Genomic DNA, 24,364 nt, shown 5'->3' with positions numbered 1-24,364 from the left:
CTGTATTTCTATCTGCTGTGAAAGCCCGAACAGTTTTGCGCTGCACGGGCCTTCCTATTTTTTAGTACCTGTCTGCAACGCAGGCAGGCTTGGTCCCTTAGCCGATTACTGGCAAGCTTCGCACTCTTCAAAGCCTGCATCGCCAGGGCGCAGCACGCAGGCTGGGCCGTCGAGCTCCTGTTCTGCCGCAGCTACCGGTGCGCTGGCCATCATGCCGCCATTACCGCCGTCTACCGCTACTGCATTCAGTGCACCAGTCTTGCTGGTCGATTTTTCAGTATGTGTTGCGCCTATGGTACGCAGGTAGTATGTGGTTTTCAGGCCACGCAACCACGCCAGCTTGTAAGTCTCATCCAGTTTTTTGCCGGATGCGCCTGCCATGTAGATGTTCAGGGACTGGGCCTGATCAATCCACTTCTGGCGGCGGGATGCTGCTTCCACCAGCCAGGATGGGCTGACTTCAAACGCTGTGGCATACAGTTCACGCAGATCTTCAGGAATACGGTCGATTTTTGCCAGGCTGCCGTCAAAGTACTTCAGGTCGGCAATCATCACTTCATCCCACAGACCGCGCTCTTTCAGGTCACGCACCAGGTGTTCATTGATTTCAGTGAACTCGCCGGACAGGTTCGACTTCACATACAGGTTCTGGTAAGTCGGTTCGATACAGGCGGAAACACCAATAATATTGGAAATCGTTGCCGTAGGCGCAATCGCTACACAGTTCGAGTTACGCATGCCGTACTGTTTGATACGGTCACGGACCAGGCTCCAGTCCATGCTTGCCGACATATCCGCTTCCAGATAGCCGCCGCGCTCTTCGGCCAGCAGCTTCATCGAATCTTGTGGCAGGATGCCGCGATCCCACAGGGAACCACGATATGAGCTGTAACGGCCGCGTTCTTCCGCCAGTTCAGTTGATGCCAGGTAAGCGTAGTAGCAAACCGCTTCCATCGATGTATCGGCAAACTGTACCGCGTCGTTAGATGCATAAGGCACGCGCATCATATGCAGGCAATCCTGGAAGCCCATGATGCCCAGACCAACTGGACGGTGACGCAGGTTGGAGTCACGAGCCTTCTTCACTGCATAATAGTTGATGTCGATCACGTTATCTAGCATGCGCATCGCTGTACTTACAGTTTTTTTCAATTTGGCGTGATCCAGCTTGCCATCTTTCATGTGCGCCGGCATGTTGACCGAGCCCAGATTACATACGGCGATCTCGCTGTCGTTGGTGTTCAGCGTGATTTCTGTACACAAGTTGGACGAGTGTACGACGCCGACGTGCTGCTGAGGCGAACGGATATTGCAAGGATCTTTGAACGTGATCCATGGATGGCCGGTCTCAAACAGCATCGACAACATCTTGCGCCACAGGTCCAGCGCAGCCACTTTCTTGGACAGTTTCAGCTCGCCGCTGGCAGCCTTGGCTTCGTAGCCGGTGTAAGCTTGCTCAAAGGCCTTGCCGTATTTGTCATGCAGATCAGGAACGTCGGATGGCGAGAACAGGGTCCAGTCGCCTTTTTCCATCACGCGCTTCATGAACAGATCGGGGATCCAGTTGGAAGTATTCATGTCATGCGTACGGCGGCGGTCATCGCCGGTATTTTTACGCAGATCCAGGAATTCCTCAATGTCCATGTGCCAGGTTTCCAGGTAGGCGCAGACAGCGCCCTTGCGTTTGCCGCCCTGGTTGACAGCAACAGCCGTGTCGTTCACCACTTTCAGGAAAGGCACAACACCCTGGGATTTGCCGTTGGTGCCCTTGATGTGCGCGCCCAGCGAACGTACCGGCGTCCAGTCATTACCCAAACCGCCCGCATATTTGGCCAGCAAGGCGTTTTCCTTGATTGCTTCGTAGATACCATCCAGGTCATCGGCAACCGTGGTCAGGTAGCAGGAAGACAGCTGGGAACGCTGGGTGCCGGAGTTGAACAGTGTCGGCGTCGAGCTCATGAAGTCGAACGAGGACAGCAGGTTGTAGAACTCGATCGCGCGCGCTTCGCGGTTGATTTCGTTCAGCGCCAGGCCCATCGCCACACGCATGTAGAAAGCCTGCGGCAATTCAATACGGGTATCGCGGATATGCAGGAAATAGCGGTCATACAGAGTCTGCAGGCCGATGTAGCCGAATTGCAGATCGCGGTCGGCGACCAGCGCTTCCGCCAGTTTCTTCAGGTCGAACTGGGCCAGCTTGGCATCCAGCAGGTCTGCTTCTATGCCCTTCTTGATGAATTTAGGGAAATAGTCGACGTATTCGGCAGCCGCATCCTTTTGCGCTACTTCCTTGCCGAACACTTCTTTACGGACTGTATGCAGCAGCAGACGGGCTGTCACCTGGCTATATGCAGGCTCTTTTTCCATCAATGCGCGTGCTGCCAGGATGGCCGACTTGTACAATTCTTCTACAGGTACGCCGTCGTACAGGTTTTTCAGTGTCTCGGCCAGGATCGCTTCAGCGTCCACCAGTTTTTCCAGGCCTACGCAAGCTGCAGTGATCAGTGCGCGTACCTGAGCCACGTCCAGCGGCATGCGCTGACCGTCAACTACCATATACAGAGTAGGAGCCACGGTATCTGTCGCAACAGGTGCCTCCAGCGAACGGCGTTCTTCCATGCGCTTGGCGCGATACAGCACGTAGGCGCGGGCAACATCATGTTCGCCGGAACGCATCAAAGACAGTTCTACCTGATCCTGCACATCTTCAATATGGAAGGTACCGCCGGTAGGCTGGCGACGCACCAGGGCCGACACAACGCTGGAAGTCAATTGCTCCACCAGTTCGCGCACGCGCGCGGACGCCGCACCTTGACCGCCGTTCACCGCCAGGAAAGCCTTGGTCACGGCGATGGAAATCTTGGACGGTTCGAAACCGACTACTGCACCATTGCGGCGAATGATGCGATATTCGCTGTAGCCGGAGCTCTGCGCAGCCGCATTGTGGGCTGCTTGAGACGCGGCCGGTGTCAGGTCAGGTGTCGATGGGGTGGATATTTCAATTGAAGAGTGCATTTCGCCTCCAGGGTCAGCATTAATAAGTACTAAATCGGCAGCGTCACAAACTAGTTGCGGCCATTGCCGGATTAATCAATATAAACAAAGTGTTGCGGTGTATTGCAAAGCCGGATTTACTTCTTTTCCGGCCATTTTTTTGCGGATTACTTCATTTTTTTACTTCAGGCCGAAAACAAAAGCAAGATGGTAAAACAAATAAAAAACCACTAGATATAGTGGGCAAGCTTTGATTTGCACTAATTCTAGTGCCGCTATGCCGCTTATGCAACCGCTTTTTTTGCCAAAAAGAGAATTATTTAATCGATATAAAAGTCGCTGTGCCGATTGACTTTTTCAAAGGCCGAAAGGAAAGGTCGGTATCGCGTGAGTAAGCGCTAACCTTGACCCTGTGGCGAATTTTTCCCGATACAACTGCGCGTAGAGTTTCCAGTCGAAACAGGGGCCGGGGTCGGTCTTGCGGCCGGGAGCGATATGCTCATGTCCCACAATGTGAGTCAAAGGATAAGCCGAGGCCAGGGCCAGGCTCAACTCCGCCAGCGTCTCGTATTGCACTTCCTCGAAAGGCAGTTCATCGCTGCCTTCCAGTTCTATGCCGATGGAGAAGTCATTGCAGCCTTCACGCCCTGCAAAGGACGATTTTCCTGCGTGCCACGCGCGTTGCGCGGCCGAGACAAATTGCAGCAGCCTGCCGTCACGCCGTATCAGGAAATGGGCAGACACCTGCAAGCCGCGTAAAGACTCGAAGCTGGGATGGGCAGAATATTCCAGCCGGTTCTGGAACAGGTCTGCTATATAAGTAGTGCCAAACTGGCCGGCAGGCAGGCTGATATTATGGATCACCAGCAAAGAAATCGCGCTGTCCGGCGGCCGGGAATTGAAATTGGGAGAGGCTAGCCGCTCAGCGCCCTCGCACCAGCCGTCATCGCTGATCGCCAGGCCATGGTCTGGATCAGGCTCGCGCATCAGTCCATTCCTCGTTCATTCCTCATCGCCGATTTTCAATTTTTGTATCTGATAGCGTAGCTGGCGGAAGCTCACCCCCAGCAATTCCGCAGCCTGAGTGCGGTTATTGCGGGTCTTGAGCAATGCCCGCCGTATGACTTCCCGCTCTATCTTCTCCAGATAGTCGGGCAGGCTGCAAGGAAATTCCGGCATGGCAAATGCCGTCTCGGTCCGCAATTCCTGACTGGCAGGCGCAACCGGCATGTAGCTGCCGGCCTCCGCCACAAACTCCAGTTCCGGCCGCGATACCTCATCGGGCAGCGAAACGGGTTCCGCATCAGGCGCTGCATCAGAAATAGCAGGCAGCCCGGCGGCACGGCCGCTGCGCAGGGCCAGATCTTCCGGCTCTATAATGCCGTTATCGGCAAAGGCAACAGCCCTTTCCAGGATGTTTTCCAGTTCGCGCACATTGCCCGGAAAATCATAGTCCTGCAGCGCCTGCAACGCCCGGGCAGACAGCGCAATCCTGTCGCCTGGCGGGCTCAGACGTTTCAATATCGCTGCCGCAAGCTCGGCAATGTCCTCCAGCCGCTCGCGCAAAGGCGGCAAGCTCAACTCGATGACATTCAGCCGATAATACAAATCCTGCCGGAATTTGCCGCCTGCAACACAATCTGCCAGGTTCTGATGGGTGGCGCTGATAATCCTGACATCTACCGGTTCTTCAACGGTAGCGCCAACCTTGCGTACCCTGCGCTCCTGTATCGCACGCAGCAATTTGACCTGCATCGCCAATGGCAGATCGGCCACCTCGTCCAGCATCAGGGTACCTCCGCCGGCAGCCTGGAAGAAACCTTCCCTGTCATCCTGGGCGCCGGTAAAAGCGCCCTTGCGGTAGCCGAAAAACTCAGCCTCCATCAAGGTTTCAGGGATTGCGCCGCAATTGACGGCGATGAAGGGCTTGCCTGTGCGCACGCTATGGGCATGGATTTCACGCGCAGCCAGCTCCTTGCCGCTGCCGGACTCGCCGGTGATGATCACCGGCGCCATGCTGCGCGCCAGGCGGCTGATCTGGGCTCGCACCCCCTGGATGCCCGCCGAATTACCGATCAGCACCGAAGCGCTGGTAGTTTCCACCTCGGCAGATTCGGGCTGGCCGGGCGAAACATTGGCCGGAACTTCGTTCATTTGCAGTGCGGACCTGACCAGTTTGCGCAACTGGTCCAGCGCAACCGGCTTGGACACATAGTCGAAAGCGCCAGCCTTCAGCGCCACCACCGCATTATCTGCGCTGCCAAAAGCCGTGATCACGGCGATAGGCGTCGTCTTGTAACTGGCGCCAACCTCCAGCACCAGCTCCATGCCGGAGCCATCGGGTAAGCGCATGTCCGTCAATACCAGCGCATAGCTATTTTTTGCCAGGCAGGCCCGGGCCGCCTCGATAGATTCGGCACTGTCTACATCCAGGCCCATCTTGATCAGGGTAATTTCCAGCAATTCGCGCAGATGCGCCTCATCATCCACGACGAGTATGCGCGGCACACTGGGAGTATCTTTGGTGCTCATGGCTTATCGGCTAAAGAGAAATTGATCACAAAACGGCCGGTGGGAACAACATTTGCCGGCGACATGACCAGGAAAGTGGCTTGCGGCGGATCCTGAGGCTCGTCGACACGGTATTCATAGTCCAGCAGCGCATGGTTGTTCAGGCAAAGCTCGCGTGCCATATAGAGTCCCAGGCCCGTCCCTTTGCTCGACGTAGTATAAAAAGGTTCAAACAGGTGCGACCTCACTTCATGAGAAATACCCGGTCCGTCATCCTGGATGTGCAGTTCTTTCCTGTCGGGAGAGCTGGCACTGGCCCATATCCGTATGCTGGCCGGCGAATTGCTGGCATAGCGGGTCGCGTTCGATAACAGGTTCATCACAATCTCACGCAGGTGCATGGGGTCAAACTGTACTTTGAAATTGACACTGTGATCAACATAAATCAGGTTGGCCGCCAGCCCGCGCGTTTCATTCAGGTCCAGCACGATTTCCTGGATGGCCGGAATCAGCAAGAAGGGCTCGGGATCGGTTTGCGCCTTGCGGGACAGTTTGAGAATGTCCTCGATCAACTGGTTCAGGCGCAGCACATTATCATCGACAATTTTCAATAAGCGGCGTGCCTGCGTGTCTTGCGGGATATCTTCACTGAGCAAGGACGCCGCATAGGAAATTGACGACAGCGGATTCCTGACCTCATGGGCAATACTTGCGGTCAGCCGCCCCATCGACGCCAGTTTCAACTGCTGAGCCTGGTTTTCAATCTCTGATACATCCTGCATGAAGACTATGCTGTAAGAGCCCCTCCCCCGGCCTATGTCGGCAATGTCGTCATTGTCGACAGCGACGAATCTCAGCTTCAGGTGAGCAACAAAATCCCGTTTGCCGTCCCTGCCGGGCGTATCGGCGAGCTCATTATCCTTAGGTTCCTCGTAAAGCCTGATGGCCACCAGCGCCGTGTCGGGATCGGCCAAATCGGATTGCGGTTCAGCATGCCGCTGCCAGGCAAGCAGCGCATCCGAGATGGGTCTCAACCCGGCAGACTCCTGCAGCCTGGACTGGATTTCACTGCCGGCAATCAGGCCTCCCAGCATGCGTTCCGCTGCCGGATTGATTTCAAACAACCGGCCATCCCTGTCCACGACCAGCAAACCGTCCCCCATGTCGCTGATGACCAGACGGTTGATCGCTTGCTGGATCGCCAGCTCCTTACCGCGCCGCGCCGCCAGCTCTTCCTGCCAGATCAGCTTGCGCGCCAGCCGGTTGAGCACATACACAACAGCAAAAAAGGCTGCTCCATATAGCCCAGCCTGCGAAATTGAAATACCTTCACCCAGTTGCAGGGCCTGATATCCGCTTTCCAGCAGCAGGAACAGGGCAACGATAGAAGTAAAAAACAGGGCCCAGACCAGCGGTGCCAGCACGCCAGCACCTGCCAGCGGAAACAGATAAAGAATGGCCAGACCGTTCTTGGCGCCGCTAGCCCCTACATACAGTATGGAGATGACGCTAATATCTACCGCAGTTTGTGCTGCCAGTTGCAGCATGAAGCGCCGCGGCCAGTACATTTTCAGCAAAACAAAGCCTATCGCCAGAACCAGATAGATGGCGCAGGTCTCGCGGAACACCAGGGGCCCCAGCGACCAGAACAGGTGGGGGCTTTTCAGATTCAGATACAGCAATAAAACCAGGGCCACGACCACCCGCGACACGTTGAGCGTCTGCAGCGAGCGCCCGAAAGTAGCGCTATTAGGCCTGAAGGAAGGCGAAGGAAGCCCGGGCATCGGCTTCAATGAGCGTCTGCCTGGCTGGCGTGCTCTTCGCAACAATAGGTTTGCCGCCCCTTGTATACAGCTTCCGACGCCGGAATATACACCTGGCAGGCGGCGCAGCACACCATCGTTTCCGCCTCGCCGGCCCTGGTACCGTTACCGGCGGCAGGGGGAGCAGGTTTCTGTTCGCGTTCCGGAGAAGAAACAGTTTGTATTTTTTTCTTCAACGCCAGTATCACCAGCACAAACAAGGCCAGCCAAATCAATATCCTCATGCCAGGCTCCTGTGCAGCAGGACTTCCAGCACAAACCGGCTACCGACATAGGCCAGCAACAGAGTAAGGAAACCCGTCAATGTAAAGCTCAATACGGTTTTACCGCGCCAGCCGCGCCACTGGCGGCCAGCCAGCAAGATGCCGAACAGTACCCAGGACAGCAGCGACAGTATGGTCTTGTGGTCCCATTTGAAGGCAACCCCTAATACCTGCTCTGAAAAAATGACGCCGGACAGTACTGTCAGGCTCAATAACAGAAAACCGATCGATACCAGACGAAACAGGATTTTTTCCATCGTCAGTAAGGCCGGCAGGCGCTCCACCGCCGTAGTCAGCCGCGCATTCAGCCATTTGGCCGGCTTATTACGGCGGCGCATATGCAAGTGCGCATCCTGCAGTGTCATCACCAATGCGTGAAACGCAGCAATAGTTAAAGTACTGTAAGCCAGCAAGGCGATTGCTATATGCCATGGAAACATTGCGGTCTTGCCAGCCAGCGTGATGACGCTGCCCGGGAAGAATACCGGCAGGATGGCCATCAGCGACGCATTCGGCAATAGCAGTACGCGCAGGCCGTCCAGCGAAAAATTGCGGCTCTCCAGCCAGTACACCATCACCGACACCCACAACGCTGCAGAGAGCATCATGGCAAACCCGACCCGGACGGCATCCGGTGAAAACATGGTTTGCCAGAGCGCCAGGCCGTGTACCAGCCAGCCGGCGGCCGTCGTAACGGAGACTAGCAGGCGCTTTTGCGCAGGGATAAAGATGCAGCCCAGGTATAGTGCGGCTGCCAGAAACGAAAGATAGGTTTGCATGACACAAGTTTACACTATGTCAGCAATGAAATTCTATTCTCGCCATATTCTGCCTTGCCCACCCTCATTTCCTGTGTGATCAGCACTGTCCGGCACTATATGGTTGTAACGACAGGACTGTAAAAACAGGGTGCGTACTAGTCTGACCCGCGGGCCGCAGATAGTTGATATTTCTTCAGTTTGTCGTACAAGGTTTTTTTGGGGATACCCAGGCTCTCCGACGCAGCCGCAACATTGCCGGCTGCCAGTTTCATTGCCTCTGCGATCAGCGTCGCCTCAAAAGCATCCATCCTTCTTGGCAGGGTATCGGCACCGGCTGAAACGCCTCCCCTGCCTCCTTCCGCGTCCGCAGCGTCGTCATCCAGAACACCCAGCACCAGCTTGTCGGCAAAATTACGCAATTCACGCACATTGCCCGGCCAGTCGCGCTGCTTCCATAACTCCAATTGAGCACCTTGCCAATCCGGCACCTCTTTTTGATAGCGCAGCGCAGCCTTTTGCACAAAATGCGCCAGCAGCAGAGGAATGTCCTGCCTGCGCTCATTCAGGCGAGGCAAGCTGAGGCTGACGACGCTCAGTCTGTAATATAAGTCTTCACGGAAATTGCCGTCGGCGCTCATGGCCAGCAAATCCATCTTGCTGGCGGCAATGATGCGGCAATCCAGGTCTATCTGCGCATTGCCGCCCAGCCTTTCCAGGCGGCGCTCCTGCAATACCCGCAACAACTTCACCTGCAAGGCCAGCGGCATGCTTTCTATTTCATCAAGAAATACCGTCCCGCCATTGGCATACTCCAGCTTGCCTATGCGACGCTTCTGGGCGCTTGTGAAAGCACCCGCCTCGTGGCCGAAGATCTCGCTTTCAAACATGGACTCGGGCAAAGCGCCGCAATTGATGGCGACAAACTCCCCTTTGCGGCCGGAACAGGCATGCAATAACCGCGCGACGACCTCCTTGCCGGTGCCGGTGGCGCCATTGATCAGCACATCGGCCTGGGTAGGCCCTATGTTCTGGATGAATTTGCGCACTTTTTCTATCGGTGCGGATTGTCCTATCAGATCGGGCATGTCGGGGCGTGCCGCCAGCGTCTGCTTCAAGGCCCGATTTTCTATGACCAACCGGCGTTTTTCCTGCGCCCTGAGTGCGGTTTCCTGTAAACGCTCTGCTGCATACGGCTTTTCTATGAAGTCGTATGCGCCATTGCGCATGACGCTGACCGCCATGCTGATGTCGCCATGGCCCGTTATCACGATTACCGGCAAATCGGCATCGGTGGCCACCACTTGCGTCAGCACATCCAGGCCGGACAAGCCGGGCAAGCGCACATCAGTCACCACGATGCCGGCAAAGGCGGCGTGCAGCCATTGTTGCGCCTGCTCGGCACTGGCGCAGGCATGTACGGAAAATCCCGCCAATTCCAGCGTCTGTGCTGTCGCCAGGCGCACTGCCTGTTCATCTTCTATCAATACTGCTTGCATCTTTGCACCTTTATTTCTGACTTCACCTGCCCGGCTAGCCGGCCTGCCCCACAGGTATGGCTATAATGAATTCTGCCCCGCCGCCAGCGCTATTCCTCGCACTCAGCACGCCATTCATTGCCTGCACAATCGACGAAGAGATTGCCAGTCCCAAGCCCAAACCTTTGCCGGAAGGCTTGGTTGTAAAGAAAGGTTCAAACAGGTGCTGCACCGCTTCGTCCGGCAAACCAGGGCCGCTATCCAGTATCCTGACGATGGCTTTGCCCTGCTCGGTGCCGAGGTGGATATAGATTTTCTTGATGGCAGAATTCTCTACCGCATCCATCGCATTGCGCAGCAAGTTCAATAGCACCTGCTCCAGCCGCACCGGATCGCCCTGTATATGCAGCCCCTCACCCAAAGACAGCTCAAGTTGCACTGCCTGACGCTCAAATTCGCTGTGCAGCAGGCGCACTGCCGCATGAATAGCCTCCGTGACATCGACCGCAGATACCGCTTGCGGACTCTTGCGGGCAAAGCCTTTCAACTGCCCGACTATCTGCCCCATGCGTGCGCTGGCATGGCTGATATGGGCGAGATTTTCAGCGGCCTGTGCGACTTTCCCCTGGGACAAAAAGGTGCCGGCGTTATCGGCGAAAGCCCGGATTGCAGTCAGCGGCTGGTTCAGCTCATGCGTAATCCCGGCCGCCATCTGGCCCAGCATGGCCAATTTGCCAGCCTGCACCAGTTCATTTTGCGTAGAGCGCAGCAATAGCTCCGTTTCTTTCAGCTTGCCGTATTTTTGTTCCAACTGCTGGTTGGCCGTCATCAACTGGCCAGTGCGCTCAGCGATTTTATGCTCCAGCTCCTGCGCTGCTTGCTGTAACGCGACTTGCGCCGCCATACCCTCTTGCAAACGGCGGCGGCGCTGGTCATAGACACCCAGAAAAGCCGCAACGACGATCAGGACCAGACAGCAAAGCACGGAAGCCTGCAAGCCGGCGCGTATGGCTTTGCCCTCCGCCGGAAACAGCATCAATTGCCAGCCCAGCCGTCCTATGGGGCGGGCAACATATGCGCCAAAGCCGTCACGCTCCGCCTTGGGCAAGCTAAAAATCGGCATAATCCTGCTGCCGACATATTGCAGAGTATTGGCGATATCGCGCTGCACCACTTCATCCAGCATATGCAAACTGCGATATTGCCATGCGGTGCGATTGCTCAGGAATACGACGCCGTGCTTGTCGGCCAGCGCAATGGCCTCCTCGCTGCTGCGCCAGGCTTGTTCGAACTCATTCAGGCTGATCTTGACAGCGATGACACCGACAGGCGCAGTGGAACCGCGTGCCACACCGGCGGGATAAACGGGCTGCGCAATAAAGTAGCCGGGTATGCTGGTAGTATTACCAACCGCATAAAAACGCCCTGCATTCCCCTTGATAGCCTCGGTAAAATAAGGGCGGAAATTAAAGTTCTGGCCGACAAAGGTCTGCGGCATATCCCAATTACTGGCGGCAATAGTCAGGCCCTTGCTGTCCATCAGGTAGATGGCTGCCACTTTTGCATGCGCCTGGATATCTTTGAGCGTGGCGTTCAGGTTCTGCACCAGTCCGGCGTCTGCGGGGGAGGCCAATAGCTGCGAAGTCAGCGGCAGATAGGCGACTGAGTAGGGCAGTGTCTCATATTTTTCCAGCGTCGATTCCAGATCAAGGGCAATGATCTGCAATTGCCGTTCGGCAGCATAGCGATAGTCTTCGCGTGCTTTTTTGGATGCAAACAGATAAGCGGCAAATACCAGCGCAACCGCGATTGCTGCCATGCATACCAGCAGAGTTATACGCCTGGAAGCCGACATAAATTAATTTTTTCCTTTTTTACTGCGCTACCGCGTTACTGCTACGCCTTTTGCCGAGCGCCCGGCTCCGGAACAAGACATTCCGGAGCCGGTGGTACACCTATTACAATCTAACGCCGCTTGTGCTGGCAAGCCCTCAATCTACAGCCGCCATCTTGATCTCATCATTATGGTGGCGCTGCTGCTCTTCCATCACCAATTGCCCCAATTCACGCTTCAGTGCATTGAACTCGGCGGCAGAAGGATCGCGCAAGCGCGGCAGTTCGACCATGATGTCGCGCTTGACCGTTCCCGGGCGATAGGTCATCACAACAATGCGGTCTGCCAGATAGATTGCTTCTTCGATACTATGGGTAACGAAAATGATAGTCTTTTTCAACTCGGACCAGATGCGCAGCAATTCATCCTGCAAATTGCGGCGGGTCAGCGCATCCAGCGCACCAAAGGGTTCATCCATCAGCATGATCGGTGAATCCAGTGCCAGCACGCGGGCAATTGCCACCCGCTGGCGCATGCCGCCGGACAAGTCCTTGGGAAAACGGCGGCGGAAGTCGCTCAGGCCCAACATGCCCAGCAAAGCACCCACCTTCTGCTGTATTTCAGCCTTGCCGCTGCCCTTGATTTCCAGGCCAAAGGCGATATTTTCCTCTACCGTCATCCAAGGGAAAAGTGCATATTCCTGAAATACCATGCCACGGTCCGGTCCCGGCTTTTGCACCAGCTTGCCATCAGTAGTGATTGAGCCGGAGCTAGGCAGTGAAAAGCCGGCCACCGCATTGAGCAGCGTGGATTTGCCGCAACCGGAAGGCCCCAGCAGGCAGACGAACTGGCCCTGTGGGATTTCCAGGTTGATATCTTTCAGTGCCACCACTTCCTTGTCGGCAGTCTGGAAGACCTTGTTGACCGCGCTCACTTTAATCTGTGTGCCACTCATCTCAATTCTCCAGGCCGCGGTGCCAGCGCAGCAAATAATTATTCAGCTTGTTCATGCCCAGATCCAGCGCCAGACCGATGAAGCCGATAGTAAACATGCCTGCCATGACCTTGTCTGTCCAGGAATACTCGCGTGCTTCGTTGATACGGAAACCCAGGCCATTAGGCACGGCAATCAGCTCAGATACGATCACGATCATGAAGGCGGAGCCTATCGCAATCCTTACGCCCGCCAGGATATACGGCGTTGCAGCCGGCAGCATCACTTTCAGCAACAAGGTAGTGCGGCTGGCACCCAGATTTTGCGCGGCACGCAGATAAATGCTATCGACCTGACGCACGCCGGTGATGGTATTGATCAGCACCGGGAAAAAAGCGGCAATCGAGATCATGAAGGCCGCGGGAGGATTACCCAGGCCGAACCACAGCATGGCCAGCGGCGTATAGGCGCTGGGAGGGATGGGCCGCAGCACCTGTATCAGGATATATAAATACGAATACACCCTTTTGCTGGCGCCCATGATGATACCCAGCGGCAGGGCCAGGCCGCCGCCGATCAGGAAACCTATCAGTACCCTGTACATGCTGCCGGCAGCATCATGCAGCAGCTCACCCGATACCGCCCAGGAGAGCCAGGAGCCGGCCTCGGCAGTGTAAGGCTCGGCCGGCAGCAAATACTCTACCCAGCGGTGTGCCACCGCCAGCGGCGAAGGCAGCTTCAGCGGGCTGACCAGCCCCGCCGAGCAAACCGACTGCCATACCGCAATGATGACGGCCGGCACGATCAGGCCGACGACGATTCCGCGCCAATTCAACTTTGCCATCGACGGCTCCCTTACTTGACGCCGACGCTCTTTTTGGCGGCATCCAGCAGATCGGTTTTCACCCAATCCTTGGCAACAGGAGGCTTGGCCATTTTGCCTATGCCGTACTTGCTCATCACATCGGTCGTGATCTGGATGTGTTCAGGCGTGATGTCGTAGGAATAAGGTGAATTGGCGATCGCGTCGTTGAAGTCATCCTTAGTGATCTGGCCCTTGAACACGGTTTCACGCACATACTTTTCAGCCAGTCCCTTGTTATCGATGAACATCTTGGTCGACTCAACAAAGCAGCGCATGAATTTTTCTGCCAGCGGACGGCGCTCCGCATAAAATTTCTCGGTCATTACCAGAGTACGGATAGGTTCGCCGATGGGCGTGTCATAAGGTTTGATCACCTCCACGCCAAAGCCTTTATTGATTGCCTGCGAAGATTGCGGCTCCGACTGCATGATCGCATCCAGATCCTTGCCCAGCAATGCCTGGTTCAGGTCGGCAAATGCCAGGTACACAATCAATACGTCCTTGCCGGGCTTGTCCGATGCGGTCAACCCGTTTTGCGCCAGCTCGGAAGTCAGCAATACATCCTGGATCACGCCGCGGGTGACGCCGACTTTTTTGCCTTTCAGGTCTTTCACGCTTTTGATACCGGCGTCGGCACGCGCCACCAGGCGCACGCCGCCCTTGGCAAAACCACCGACGACATAAATAGGCGCGCCATTGGCACGCGCGGAAATGGCGCCTTCCGACGAAGCCGCGCCTACATCCAGCTCACCCGCCAGGATGGCCTGCATGATGTCCGGGCCTTTGGCGAACATATGTTCTTCTATTTTGATGCCGCATTTGGGAGCGATTTCCTTGATATACGAAACCGCGCCATAGTGGGCGAATTTCAGATTGCCGAGCCGGACAACTTCTTGGGCTTGCGCCGGGGCGCCGGCCAAAGCGGCAAATGCGGACAGCAAAAGGCTTACTGCGAATGTCTTTTTCAACATAAGGTCTCCATGATTTATTGTTTGTGCAACAGGTATAGCATGCTTTGTGCCAATACTATGATCAGATAATGTTTTACTAAGGCATTGATTATGCTGGCTTATCTGTACCAAAAACTGTCCGGCAATTCTGAAAAATCAGAATACTGAAGAAATTTTCTGATTTTCCGCATCATATCGCATTGGCAATCTCCCGGTTTCTCCATAAGAAACGCAGCCTGGCATTGGCCGCCAGCCGGGTATTTTTCAGTGGGAAGGCATCATCGGTTAAAATGACGGACTAGCTGGCCCGGCATTGCCCCTCTATATATAGTGTGCGTGCAACGCCGCCATCCAATTTTGTCCATGCTCCATTGACTTATTTTCAAGAAATACTCATCCATGCTCGATAATCTCACCCAACGCCTAGCCAAAGTTGTCAAAACCATGCGCGGCGAGGCTCGCCTGACCGAGTCCAATACCGCGGAAATGCTGCGCGAGGTGCGCATGGCCTTGCTGGAGGCCGACGTCGCCTTGCCTGCAGTGCGCGAACTGATTGCTCGCGTGAAAGAAAAAGCGATGGGTGAGGAAGTTATTTCTTCTTTGACACCCGGACAGGCGCTGGTCGGCGTAGTACAAAAAGAACTGGCCAGCATCATGGGTGCCGACCTTGGCGAAGATGCGTCGCAACTGAGTTTCGCGACCCAGCCCCCCGCCATTATTCTGATGGCCGGCCTGCAAGGTGCCGGTAAAACAACCACCGTCGGCAAGCTGGCGAAATACCTGAAAGAGCAGAAAAAGAAAAAAGTCCTGACTGTATCCGCCGACGTATACCGTCCAGCAGCAATAGGCCAGTTGCAGACCGTGACTGAACAAGTAGGCGCCGATTTTTTCCCTTCGCTGCCGACCGACAAACCAGTGGATATCGCACTGGCTGCACTGGACTTCGCCAAGAAGCATTATCACGATGTGCTGATCATCGATACTGCAGGCCGCCTGGGCATAGACGAAGCGATGATGCAGGAAATCGCTGCCTTGCACGCTGCGGTCAAGCCTATAGAAACCCTGTTTGTCGTCGACGCGATGCTGGGCCAGGACGCGGTCAATACCGCAAAGGCCTTCAATGATGCGCTGCCGTTGACGGGTATAGTACTGACCAAGCTGGATGGTGATTCACGCGGCGGTGCTGCATTGTCGGTACGTCATATCACCGGCAAGCCGATTAAATTTGCCGGTGTCGCAGAAAAGCTGGATGGGCTGGAAGCCTTCGATCCTACCCGCATGGCCAACCGCATCCTGGGCATGGGCGACATCCTGGCGCTGGTGGAATCTGCGCAAAAAGGCATGGACGTTGCAGCGGCACAGGACCTGGCGCAAAAGCTGAAAGTCGGCGGCAAGTTCGACATGAACGATTTCAAGCTGCAGCTGTCGCAAATGAAAAAAATGGGCGGCCTGTCCAATCTGATGGATAAACTGCCGGCGCAATTGCAGCAGGCAGCCAACGGTGCGAACATGGATCAGGCGGAAAAACAGGTGCGCCGCATGGAAGGCATGATCAACTCTATGACTCCTCTGGAACGCGCAAAGCCGGAACTGATCAAGGCCTCCCGCAAGCGCCGCATCGCCACCGGTGCCGGCGTGCAAATCCAGGAAGTGAATCGCATGCTGGCGCAATTCGACCAGATGCAATCGATGATGAAAAAGCTCAAGGGTGGCGGCATGATGAAGATGTTGCGCGGCATGAAGGGCATGATGCCGGGTCCAGGCAAACGCTAAACCCCGCTTTTTTACTCGTTTTGATATAACGGCGCCGGATCAGGCGCCGTTTTTTTCTTCGTTTTCCCCTCTGAAACCCCTCCGGTAAACACCCTTCATCAGCTTTTTTACGCTCGCCGTCGCTGCTGGCTGTGCTATAGGATACATTTTCAGCAAAAAGCAGCAAAAAACACTTGCATAGCCCGGAAAACCCCACCACTATTAGCGATGCGTGAAATGACGCATTTTCCACGATATTTGTGAAGGAGGCTTACAGATGGCAACAGCACCAAAACCACCAGAGGCAAAAAAGCCCGCTGCGAAAAAACCGGCAGCGAAAGCGGCTCCAGCTAAAGCAGCAGCTCCTAAAAAAGCCGCAGCAAAACCAGCAGCCAAAGCAGCAGCGAAACCTGCCGCAGCACGCAAGCCAAACGCCGCGTTCATGAAGCCAATGACAATTTCCCCTACTCTGGCAGCAGTGATCGGTGCAACACCAATCCCGCGTACAGAAGTCACCAAAAAAGTATGGGAATACATCAAGAAGCACAAGCTGCAAGATGAAGCGAACAAACGCAACATCAATGCTGATGACAAGTTGAAAGCTGTTTTTGACGGCAAGAAACAAGTCTCTATGTTTGAAATGACCAAGCTGATTTCCGGCCACCTGTCCTAAGCAACAGCAGGCGGTACCGCAGTTTCGTTGGGAGACTTATTGGGACCATCATCCCAATCCCAAACAAAAAAGCCCGCATCGCGCGGGCTTTTTTGTTTTTACTCTTCAGGAAGCTTGAGACCGGGACTCTCTAGGCTTTATATTCCCAGCGCTTCCAAGCCGCCAGCACTGCATTCGGATATTCCGGCTGGCCGCGGCTGCCGTTATATCTTCCCAGCGCCAGATACAGATTACCGCCTTCCATATCGATATACATGCGCAGGATTGCACAGCCATAGCGCAGATTGGTCTGCATCGCGAACAGTTTTTTTGCGTCATTGTCGCCTATCACGCGCGACCAGAATGGCATCACCTGCATATAACCGCGTGCGCCGACTACCGACGTCGCATATTTGCGGAACGCCGATTCCACCTGTATCAGGCCCAGCACCAGGGCCGGTTCCAGCCCTGCCCTCTTGGATTCATACCAGACTGTCTCCAGGAATTCCAGGCGCGTCTGGTTATCCGGCAGGCGTTTTTTCAAACGGCTGGACATCTCACCCAGCCACTGCAGATATTTGATCCGTTCATCAATGTCTGGAAAGCTGACACGCGGCGGACGCGACTCGCTGACGGCTTTCGCCAGCGCGACGCGTACCGCATCTGCCATTGCTTCTTCTTTCTGATTACCGGCAATTGCAGTACTGCTGATGGCGCCGAGCGCGGCGGCCAGCAGCAGATGCAGGGCTGAAGCCTGCAAGCGCCTACTTGAGAAATGCAACAATACTACTTCCCTTGCAGTTTCTGGAGAATGAAGGCCTGCATTTCTTGTACCGGTATATTGCTGGCAGCGGCATCGCGGCGGCCCAGATACTCCAGATTGCCTTCTTTCAGGCCACGGTCGCCGATCACGATGCGATGCGGTACACCAATCAACTCCCAGTCTGCAAACATCGCACCAGGCCGTTCGCCGCGGTCATCCAGGATGACGTCAACACCGGCAGCCAGCAGGGACTCATACAGTTTCTCAGTCTCGGCTTTCACGGCTTCGCTGCGGTCCATGCCCATAGGACAGATCACCACTTCAAACGGCGCAATGGCGGTAGGCCAGATGATGCCCTTGTCGTCAAAGTTTTGTTCTATCGCCGCACCCAGGATACGGGTAACGCCTATGCCGTAGCAGCCCATCTGCATCAATTGCGGTTTGCCGTTCTCGTCCAGGAAGGTCGCTTTCATATCCTGCGAATAGCGGGTGCCGAGCTGGAATACGTGCCCAACCTCGATGCCGCGCTGTATCGCCAGCACGCCCTTGCCATCCGGCGAAGGATCGCCGGCGACAACATTGCGCAAGTCAGCCACCAGCGGTTCCGGGATGTCACGGCCCCAGTTGGCGCCGGTGAAGTGGAAATCGGCTTCATTGGCACCGCAGACGAAATCGCTCATCAGGGCCACGGTACGATCGGCCACAATCTTGACCGGCAGCTTGGTATTGATAGGACCCAGGTAGCCCGGCGGCGTGCCAAAGGTTTCGATAATTTCTGCTTCGGTCGCAAAGCGGTAGTTGGCCAGGCCGGGAACCTTGGCAGCTTTCACCTCATTCAACTCGTGATCGCCGCGCAGCAGCAACAGCCAGATCTGTTTGCTGACTTTTTCTTTCTCTTCAGTCTCTACTGCCAGAACCAGGGACTTGACTGTCTGCTGCAGCGGCAGGCCAAGAAATTCCGCAACGTCTTCGCATTTCGCCTTGCCTGGAGTAGCAGTTTTTTGCAGCGCCGCCTGCGCAGGAGCACGCTCATCGGCCAGCGGCAGTGCTTCCGCGGCTTCCATATTGGCCGCGTAATCGGAGCTTGGGCAATAGACCAGCGCATCTTCACCGGTTTCGGCGATCACATGGAACTCATGCGAGCCGGATCCGCCAATCGCGCCATTGTCCGCTGCCACGGCGCGGAACTGCAGGCCGAAACGATTGAAGATACGGACATAGGCGTCGTACATCACCTGATAGGACTGCTGCATGCCGGCCAGGTCACGGTCGAAAGAATAGGCATCCTTCATCGTGAATTCACGGCCGCGCATCAAGCCGAAACGCGGACGGCGCTCATCGCGGAACTTGGTCTGGATATGATAAAAATTGATAGGCAACTGACGATAAGACTTGATATCCGCGCGCACGATATCGGTAATCGCCTCTTCCGAGGTCGGCTGGATAATATAGTCGCGGCCATGCCTGTCTTTCACGCGCATCAATTCCGGGCCCATCTTGTCCCAGCGGCCGGTTTCTTGCCACAGCTCAGCCGGCTGTACGATAGGCATCAGCATTTCTATTGCGCCGGCGCGATTCATTTCTTCACGGACAATATTTTCTACTTTGCGTATCACGCGCAAGCCCATGGGCATGTAGTTATAGATACCCGAACCCAAACGCTTGATCATCCCGGCACGCATCATCAGCTTGTGGCTGACGATTTCGGCATCGGCAGGTGCTTCTTTTAAAGTAGAAATAAAAAATCGTGTAGCGCGCATGACAATGATTCTTTTCAAAAATTGAGGGTTATAATCAACCCAATTTTAAAGGATTAGCTGGCTAATGCGCCCACTCTTTGCATATTTGATGACGGAAACTGCGTTTTATCTATTGAATAACGTGCCGAACAGAAGAAAAGCACCCTATTTATAAGCGCAGCGTCGCCCTCACATCCTCAGGGAAAGCCGTTTAGCCACAGAAAGTTTTGAGGTTGAACATGCTAGATCGTGAAGGCTTTCGGCCTAACGTAGGCATTATATTGCTTAACGCCAACAATGAGGTCTGGTGGGGTAAGCGCGTACGTGAACATTCCTGGCAATTCCCGCAGGGAGGGATCAAGTACGGCGAATCTCCTGAACAGGCGATGTACCGCGAACTGGAAGAAGAAACCGGTTTGCGGCCAGAACACGTCAAAGTCATCGGTCGCACCCGCGACTGGCTGCGCTATGAAGTCCCCGATCATTTCATCAAACGCGAAATCCGTGGGCATTATCGTGGGCAAAAACAAATCTGGTTTCTGCTACGCATGGTGGGCCGCGATTGCGATGTCAATCTGCGCGCCAGCAGCCACCCCGAGTTTGACGCCTGGCGCTGGCATGAATACTGGGTGCCGCTGGATGTCGTGATTGAATTCAAACGTGGTGTGTATCAATTGGCGCTGCAGGAGTTATCGCGCTTCCTGAACCGCTCCGACCATGGCAGCGCATCGCGCCAGACCAGCCGCTACCTGCGCCAGCAGCACCAGGCCCAGCCCTGCGACGACACAAAAGAATCGCAGCAATTACCGACCGTATCCGCTCAGCCGGCTCCGGCTGACAATACGTCCGATATAAAAAACGCAAAGTAATAATTTATGTTGAAAAAAACCCTGTACGTATCTGCCCTGATAGCGGCTAGTCTCTTTAGCGTGACTGCATCAGCCCAGCAATTGGGGGATGAGGATGAAATAGAAAAAGACTGGAAGGAAGTGGCAGCGCAATTGCCGGAAGCGCCCAAAACGGAAAACCTGGTGCCGTTTTACGATAGCGGAACCCAGTCTTTCGCTATCGATATCAAATCCATCATCGTCGCAAGCGACAATACCATACGCTACACGCTGGTATCGGTCAGCCGTGGCGGCGCCAGGAATATCAGCTACGAAGCGATACGCTGCGAATCTTTCGAGAAAAAGCTGTATGCATTCGGACGCCCTGACGGCACCTGGTCGCGCTCGCGGCGCAACGAATGGACGCCGATTTCCAGCCTGGGTGCCAACAAGCAACACACTAATCTGGCAGTCGATTATTTTTGCGAAGGCACGACAGTGGCCGGCAGGGCACCGGCCATCATCGAGCGAATCAAGAAAAATCAGCCTGTGATTAAGAATTACTGACAGCCGCAGACTAGGAATTCAAAGAAAAAAGCCTCCGTTCAGGAGGCTTTTTTACAATTCGGCAAGAGCAGCTCTACAACAAAACCAGATTATCCCTGTGAATCAGTTCGGGTTCTTCAACAAATCCCAGGATGGATTCTATTTCCGAGGATGGCCGGCGCTTGATGCGGCGCGCCTCGGCCCCGGCATAATTGCTCAGGCCCCGGGCGATGGCGATACCGGCCTCGTTATAACAGGTGACAACTTCGCCGCGGCCAAAATCGCCTTTCACTTCCAGCACACCTATCGGCAGCAGTGATTTTCCTTCGGCAGTCAATTTTTGCACGGCGCCGGCATCCAGCACCAGTTGCCCTGCCGTTTGCAGGTGATCCACCATCCATTGCTTGCGCGCCGCCAGTGGCGCCATCTCTGATACAAGCTGCGTGCCTATCGCCTCGCCATGGGCCAGCCTGACCAGCACATTGTCTTCCCGCCCCCATGCGATCACGGTATGCGTGCCGGATTTGGCGCCGCGCTTGGCTGCCAGTATCTTGGTCAACATGCCGCCGCTACCCAGGCTGGAACCGGCGCCGCCCGCCATCGCCTCCAGCGCCGGATCGCCCGCCCTGGCCTCATGCACGAATTGTGCGTCGGGATTCTTGCGCGGATCGGCGGTATACAAGCCGCGCTGGTCTGTCAGGATGATCAGCGCATCGCCCTCGATCAGGTTGGCCACTAGCGCGCCCAGGGTATCGTTGTCGCCGAACTTGATTTCATCGGTAACGACCGTATCGTTTTCATTAATGATGGGGACGATGCCAAAACGCAGCAGGGTAAACAGTGTCGAACGTGCATTCAGGTAGCGTTCGCGGTCGGCCAGATCGGCATGCGTCAGTAGAATTTGCGCCGTCCCCAGCCCATGTGCGCGAAAACTGGTTTCATAGATTTGCGCCAGCCCCATCTGTCCTACTGCGGCGCAAGCCTGCAGCTCATGGATGCCGGTAGGCCGCTTGTCAAAACCCAGCCTTTGCCGCCCTTCGGCAATGGCCCCTGAACTGACCAGCACAACCTCCTTGCCCAGCGCGCGCAACTGCGCTATCTGAGCAGCCCATTTTTGTATCGCGGCCTGGTCCAGGCCCTTGCCGTCATTGGTTACCAGCGAAGAGCCTACTTTGATGATCAGCCGTTTGGCTTGTTGGATGACAGAATGCATAGAAAATATGAAGTCCTGCTTGCGAAGTTGCGTATGAATTGGGCGGGCCGAAGCCTGTAATTTTTAAGCTAGCGTATTTAAGCTAGTGTAAACGCGATCATGCCGAATAAAATGCGCTTGGGCCAATATATCGGAGATGAGCTTGATTATGATGCCAGCACAAGGATAATGCGCTGTATTTGCCGGGCTGCCATGGTAAGGCTGCCGCGATGGATATTACGGGTACTGCCTTCGGCAGCGATACCTGTGTCACCGGTAGGTGAGCAGGCATTGCCGCCGAGGATGTCTGAAACTATCAGTCGACCACTTTGAAACGAGGATCGTCCGGGTCGATGGACATGATGCCCTGGGCTTCCTGCACCATCTGGGTTTCTTCGGAACGCTGCTCTTGCTGGCGCTTTTCTGCCAGGTAAGAATAGATCTCGGTGACCAGATCGTCGCAACCTTCGCGGTTCAGCGCGGAGATCTCAAATACCGGGCCTTTCCAGCCAAAGCGCTTGATGAAGTCTTTTACCTTTTTCTTGCGCTCATCTTCGTTCAGCACGTCCAGCTTGTTCAACACCAGCCAGCGAGGCTTTTCGTACAGGGACTCGTCGTACTTGCGCAACTCCTTGATCAGCGCCTTGGCTTCCTTGACTGGATCCACCGCATCATCAAATGGAGCCAAGTCGACGATATGCAGCAGCAAACCGGTACGCTGCAAATGCCGCAGGAACTGTATGCCCAGGCCGGCGCCTTCCGCTGCGCCTTCGATCAGGCCAGGGATATCGGCGATGACGAAGCTTTTTTCATGGCTGACACGCACCATGCCCAGATTCGGATGCAGGGTGGTGAAAGGATAATCGGCGATCTTTGGACGCGCATTCGACACCGCAGTAATGAAGGTCGATTTACCGGCATTCGGCAAACCCAGCAGGCCGACGTCAGCCAATACCTTCAACTCCAGCTTCAGTTCACGGCGTTCGCCTTCCTTGCCGTCGCTACGCTGACGCGGCGCACGGTTGGTCGAGGATTTAAAGTGGATATTGCCCCAGCCGCCTTCGCCACCCTTGACCAGCACGACTTCCTGGCCGTGTTCGGTCAGATCGGCGATCACTTCATCGGTGTTGCGGTCGGAAATCAGCGTGCCTACCGGCATGCGCAGGAAAATGTCGTCCGCGCCCTTGCCATAGCAGTCGGAACCGCGGCCGTTTTCACCATTTTTTGCCTTGTGCAGCTTGGAAAAACGGAAGTCCACCAGTGTATTGATATTACGGTCGGCCACGGCAATAATGCTGCCGCCCTTGCCGCCGTCACCGCCATCGGGGCCGCCGAAGGGCCTAAACTTTTCACGACAGAAGGAGGCAATGCCGTTACCGCCATCGCCTGCAATTACTTCTATTCGTGCTTCGTCGATAAATTTCATTTCTATCACCTAAAAAGAGCTTAGAACTCGTTTCATGAATGGCACCCAGGCTGCACGCTGCCATTTATGAAATAAGTTCCGATAAATCCGCTCCAGCCTATATGGCCGGTAAACCAGATTTATAAAGAGACTCTTGAAACTAAAAAGGCTCTACCAATGGCAGAGCCTCTATTGAACAAGGCTTACGCCTTATCTTGTAAAGCCTTCCGTAGCGGCTGCTTGCTTAAGCAGCTTCTTGAACAGCTTCTACGATCGCGTATTGGTGCTGAGAAGCACCTTTAATTGCGAATTTTACTTTACCGTCAACCAGTGCGAACAAAGTGTGATCCTTGCCCATGCCGACATTTTCACCAGCGTGTACGCGTGTGCCGCGTTGACGAATGATGATGCCGCCTGCATTGATAGCCTGGCCGCCGTAAACTTTAACGCCAAGTCGTTTTGACTCTGAGTCACGGCCGTTGCGCGTGGTGCCGCCGCCTTTTTTGTGTGCCATTTAAAGCTCCTTGTATCTACTATTCAGACTTTAACAATAACGGCTTAGCCGTTGATCGAAACGATTTGTATTTCAGTGTAATTTTGGCGATGGCCTTGACGCTTCTGGTAATGCTTACGACGACGCATCTTGAAAATTCTTACTTTGTCGTGACGACCTTGTGACAATACCGTAGCCTGCACCGTAGCACCGGAGACCAAAGGAGCACCAAACTTAATGGTGTCACCAGCGCCCAAAGCGAGCACTTGATCAATGGTGATTTCGGAGCCAATGTCTGCAGGTATCTGTTCTATTTTAAGTTTTTCACCAGCGACAACTTTATATTGTTTGCCACCGGTTTTTATGACCGCGTACATGTGAAACCTCATCAAATTATAAAAAAGGATTTTTCTTCCAGACCCAAAAATGCTACTTAAATCGGGAAAACCTCCAATTATACATAGACTTAGCTTTTCCGTCAAAAACAATCTGCAAATTTAGATTGGCTTTCTGTCGTTTAGTCAAGATTTGTTTTTTGCCATGTGTTTCAAACCTGGGCCAAGGGCGCTATTGATGCCTGAAGCG

General features: G+C 54.9%; 21 protein-coding genes. 4 read left to right on the top strand and 17 right to left on the bottom strand.

From position 1 onward, the window contains the following. Positions 1 to 105: 105 nt before the first annotated feature. From IEW12_RS15940 to IEW12_RS15890, 11 genes are all read right to left on the bottom strand, one after another. Positions 106 to 3,015: a ribonucleoside-diphosphate reductase subunit alpha gene (locus IEW12_RS15940; protein WP_188567080.1), complete on the bottom strand. Its 2,910-nt coding sequence runs from the start codon at positions 3,013 to 3,015 to the stop codon at positions 106 to 108. A gap of 336 nt (positions 3,016 to 3,351) precedes the next feature. After that, entirely contained in the window at positions 3,352 to 3,981 is a 630-nt protein-coding gene (gene ampD / locus IEW12_RS15935) for a 1,6-anhydro-N-acetylmuramyl-L-alanine amidase AmpD (RefSeq protein ID WP_188567079.1), read from the bottom strand. A 15-nt stretch (positions 3,982 to 3,996) separates the two neighbouring features. After that, the gene (locus tag IEW12_RS15930) at positions 3,997 to 5,526 is read right to left on the bottom strand and encodes a sigma-54-dependent transcriptional regulator (protein WP_188567078.1); all 1,530 of its coding nucleotides are present in this window, start codon (positions 5,524 to 5,526) and stop codon (positions 3,997 to 3,999) included. Then, positions 5,523 to 7,289, bottom strand: coding sequence for a two-component system sensor histidine kinase NtrB (locus IEW12_RS15925; RefSeq protein ID WP_188567077.1), 1,767 nt, complete (start codon positions 7,287 to 7,289; stop codon positions 5,523 to 5,525). Before IEW12_RS15925 ends, IEW12_RS15930 begins: the two co-directional genes overlap by 4 nt. A gap of 5 nt (positions 7,290 to 7,294) precedes the next feature. After that, positions 7,295 to 7,552, bottom strand: a complete 258-nt coding sequence (locus IEW12_RS15920) for a PP0621 family protein (RefSeq protein ID WP_188567076.1) — start codon at positions 7,550 to 7,552, stop codon at positions 7,295 to 7,297. Then, a complete protein-coding gene (locus tag IEW12_RS15915; RefSeq protein ID WP_188567075.1) occupies positions 7,549 to 8,370 on the bottom strand; it encodes a cytochrome C assembly family protein in 822 nt (273 codons plus the stop codon). The genes IEW12_RS15920 and IEW12_RS15915 overlap by 4 nt, the downstream gene beginning before the upstream one ends. A 137-nt stretch (positions 8,371 to 8,507) precedes the next feature. Then, complete coding sequence (locus IEW12_RS15910; RefSeq protein WP_188567074.1) at positions 8,508 to 9,848, bottom strand: sigma-54-dependent transcriptional regulator; 1,341 nt, start codon at positions 9,846 to 9,848, stop codon at positions 8,508 to 8,510. Positions 9,849 to 9,882: 34 nt separating this feature from the next. After that, on the bottom strand, positions 9,883 to 11,646 hold the full coding sequence (locus tag IEW12_RS15905; RefSeq protein ID WP_229751151.1) for a sensor histidine kinase: 1,764 nt from the start codon (positions 11,644 to 11,646) through the stop codon (positions 9,883 to 9,885). Between the two features lie 172 nt (positions 11,647 to 11,818). After that, complete coding sequence (locus IEW12_RS15900) at positions 11,819 to 12,616, bottom strand: ABC transporter ATP-binding protein (RefSeq protein WP_188567072.1); 798 nt, start codon at positions 12,614 to 12,616, stop codon at positions 11,819 to 11,821. A gap of 1 nt (position 12,617) precedes the next feature. Further along, a complete protein-coding gene (locus IEW12_RS15895) occupies positions 12,618 to 13,439 on the bottom strand; it encodes an ABC transporter permease (RefSeq protein ID WP_188567071.1) in 822 nt (273 codons plus the stop codon). Positions 13,440 to 13,450: 11 nt separating this feature from the next. After that, a complete protein-coding gene (locus tag IEW12_RS15890; protein WP_188567070.1) occupies positions 13,451 to 14,431 on the bottom strand; it encodes an ABC transporter substrate-binding protein in 981 nt (326 codons plus the stop codon). A gap of 378 nt (positions 14,432 to 14,809) precedes the next feature. On the opposite strand from IEW12_RS15890, the gene ffh reads away from it, so the two are divergent. Together ffh and IEW12_RS15880 are read left to right on the top strand one after the other, a co-directional pair. Next, positions 14,810 to 16,183: a signal recognition particle protein gene (ffh, locus tag IEW12_RS15885; RefSeq protein ID WP_188567069.1), complete on the top strand. Its 1,374-nt coding sequence runs from the start codon at positions 14,810 to 14,812 to the stop codon at positions 16,181 to 16,183. Between the two features lie 256 nt (positions 16,184 to 16,439). Beyond that, positions 16,440 to 16,835, top strand: coding sequence for an SWIB/MDM2 domain-containing protein (locus IEW12_RS15880; protein WP_188567068.1), 396 nt, complete (start codon positions 16,440 to 16,442; stop codon positions 16,833 to 16,835). A 130-nt stretch (positions 16,836 to 16,965) separates the two neighbouring features. On the opposite strand, the gene IEW12_RS15875 is transcribed toward IEW12_RS15880, so the two are convergent. Further along, positions 16,966 to 17,595: a lytic transglycosylase domain-containing protein gene (locus IEW12_RS15875; protein WP_371874546.1), complete on the bottom strand. Its 630-nt coding sequence runs from the start codon at positions 17,593 to 17,595 to the stop codon at positions 16,966 to 16,968. 5 nt (positions 17,596 to 17,600) lie between these two features. Further along, positions 17,601 to 19,337, bottom strand: a complete 1,737-nt coding sequence (locus IEW12_RS15870) for a proline--tRNA ligase (protein ID WP_188567067.1) — start codon at positions 19,335 to 19,337, stop codon at positions 17,601 to 17,603. A gap of 218 nt (positions 19,338 to 19,555) precedes the next feature. Here IEW12_RS15870 and IEW12_RS15865 point away from each other — a divergent pair, with 218 nt between their 5' ends. Together IEW12_RS15865 and IEW12_RS15860 are read left to right on the top strand one after the other, a co-directional pair. Then, positions 19,556 to 20,185 carry an RNA pyrophosphohydrolase gene (locus IEW12_RS15865; protein ID WP_229751150.1) on the top strand — a complete coding sequence of 210 codons (630 nt, stop codon included), beginning with the start codon at positions 19,556 to 19,558 and terminating at the stop codon, positions 20,183 to 20,185. Positions 20,186 to 20,191: 6 nt separating this feature from the next. Then, entirely contained in the window at positions 20,192 to 20,710 is a 519-nt protein-coding gene (locus tag IEW12_RS15860; RefSeq protein WP_188567066.1) for a CNP1-like family protein, read from the top strand. Positions 20,711 to 20,783: 73 nt separating this feature from the next. Here IEW12_RS15860 and proB read toward each other — a convergent pair whose 3' ends face one another. The 4 genes from proB to rplU form a co-directional block, all read right to left on the bottom strand. Further along, positions 20,784 to 21,902: a glutamate 5-kinase gene (gene proB, locus IEW12_RS15855; RefSeq protein ID WP_188567065.1), complete on the bottom strand. Its 1,119-nt coding sequence runs from the start codon at positions 21,900 to 21,902 to the stop codon at positions 20,784 to 20,786. A gap of 295 nt (positions 21,903 to 22,197) precedes the next feature. Continuing rightward, positions 22,198 to 23,307: a GTPase ObgE gene (gene obgE, locus IEW12_RS15850; RefSeq protein WP_188567064.1), complete on the bottom strand. Its 1,110-nt coding sequence runs from the start codon at positions 23,305 to 23,307 to the stop codon at positions 22,198 to 22,200. Positions 23,308 to 23,530: 223 nt separating this feature from the next. Continuing rightward, a complete protein-coding gene (gene rpmA, locus IEW12_RS15845; protein ID WP_188567063.1) occupies positions 23,531 to 23,800 on the bottom strand; it encodes a 50S ribosomal protein L27 in 270 nt (89 codons plus the stop codon). 44 nt (positions 23,801 to 23,844) lie between these two features. After that, a complete protein-coding gene (rplU, locus tag IEW12_RS15840) occupies positions 23,845 to 24,156 on the bottom strand; it encodes a 50S ribosomal protein L21 (RefSeq protein WP_188567062.1) in 312 nt (103 codons plus the stop codon). Between the last annotated feature and the right edge of the window lie 208 nt (positions 24,157 to 24,364).

It is taken from the genome of Parundibacterium terreum, from assembly GCF_014636315.1.
Taxonomy (GTDB): Bacteria; Pseudomonadota; Gammaproteobacteria; order Burkholderiales; family Burkholderiaceae_D; genus Undibacterium; species Undibacterium terreum.
Note: the sequence above shows the minus strand (reverse complement) of the source record. Positions and strands in the feature narration are given on the sequence as shown.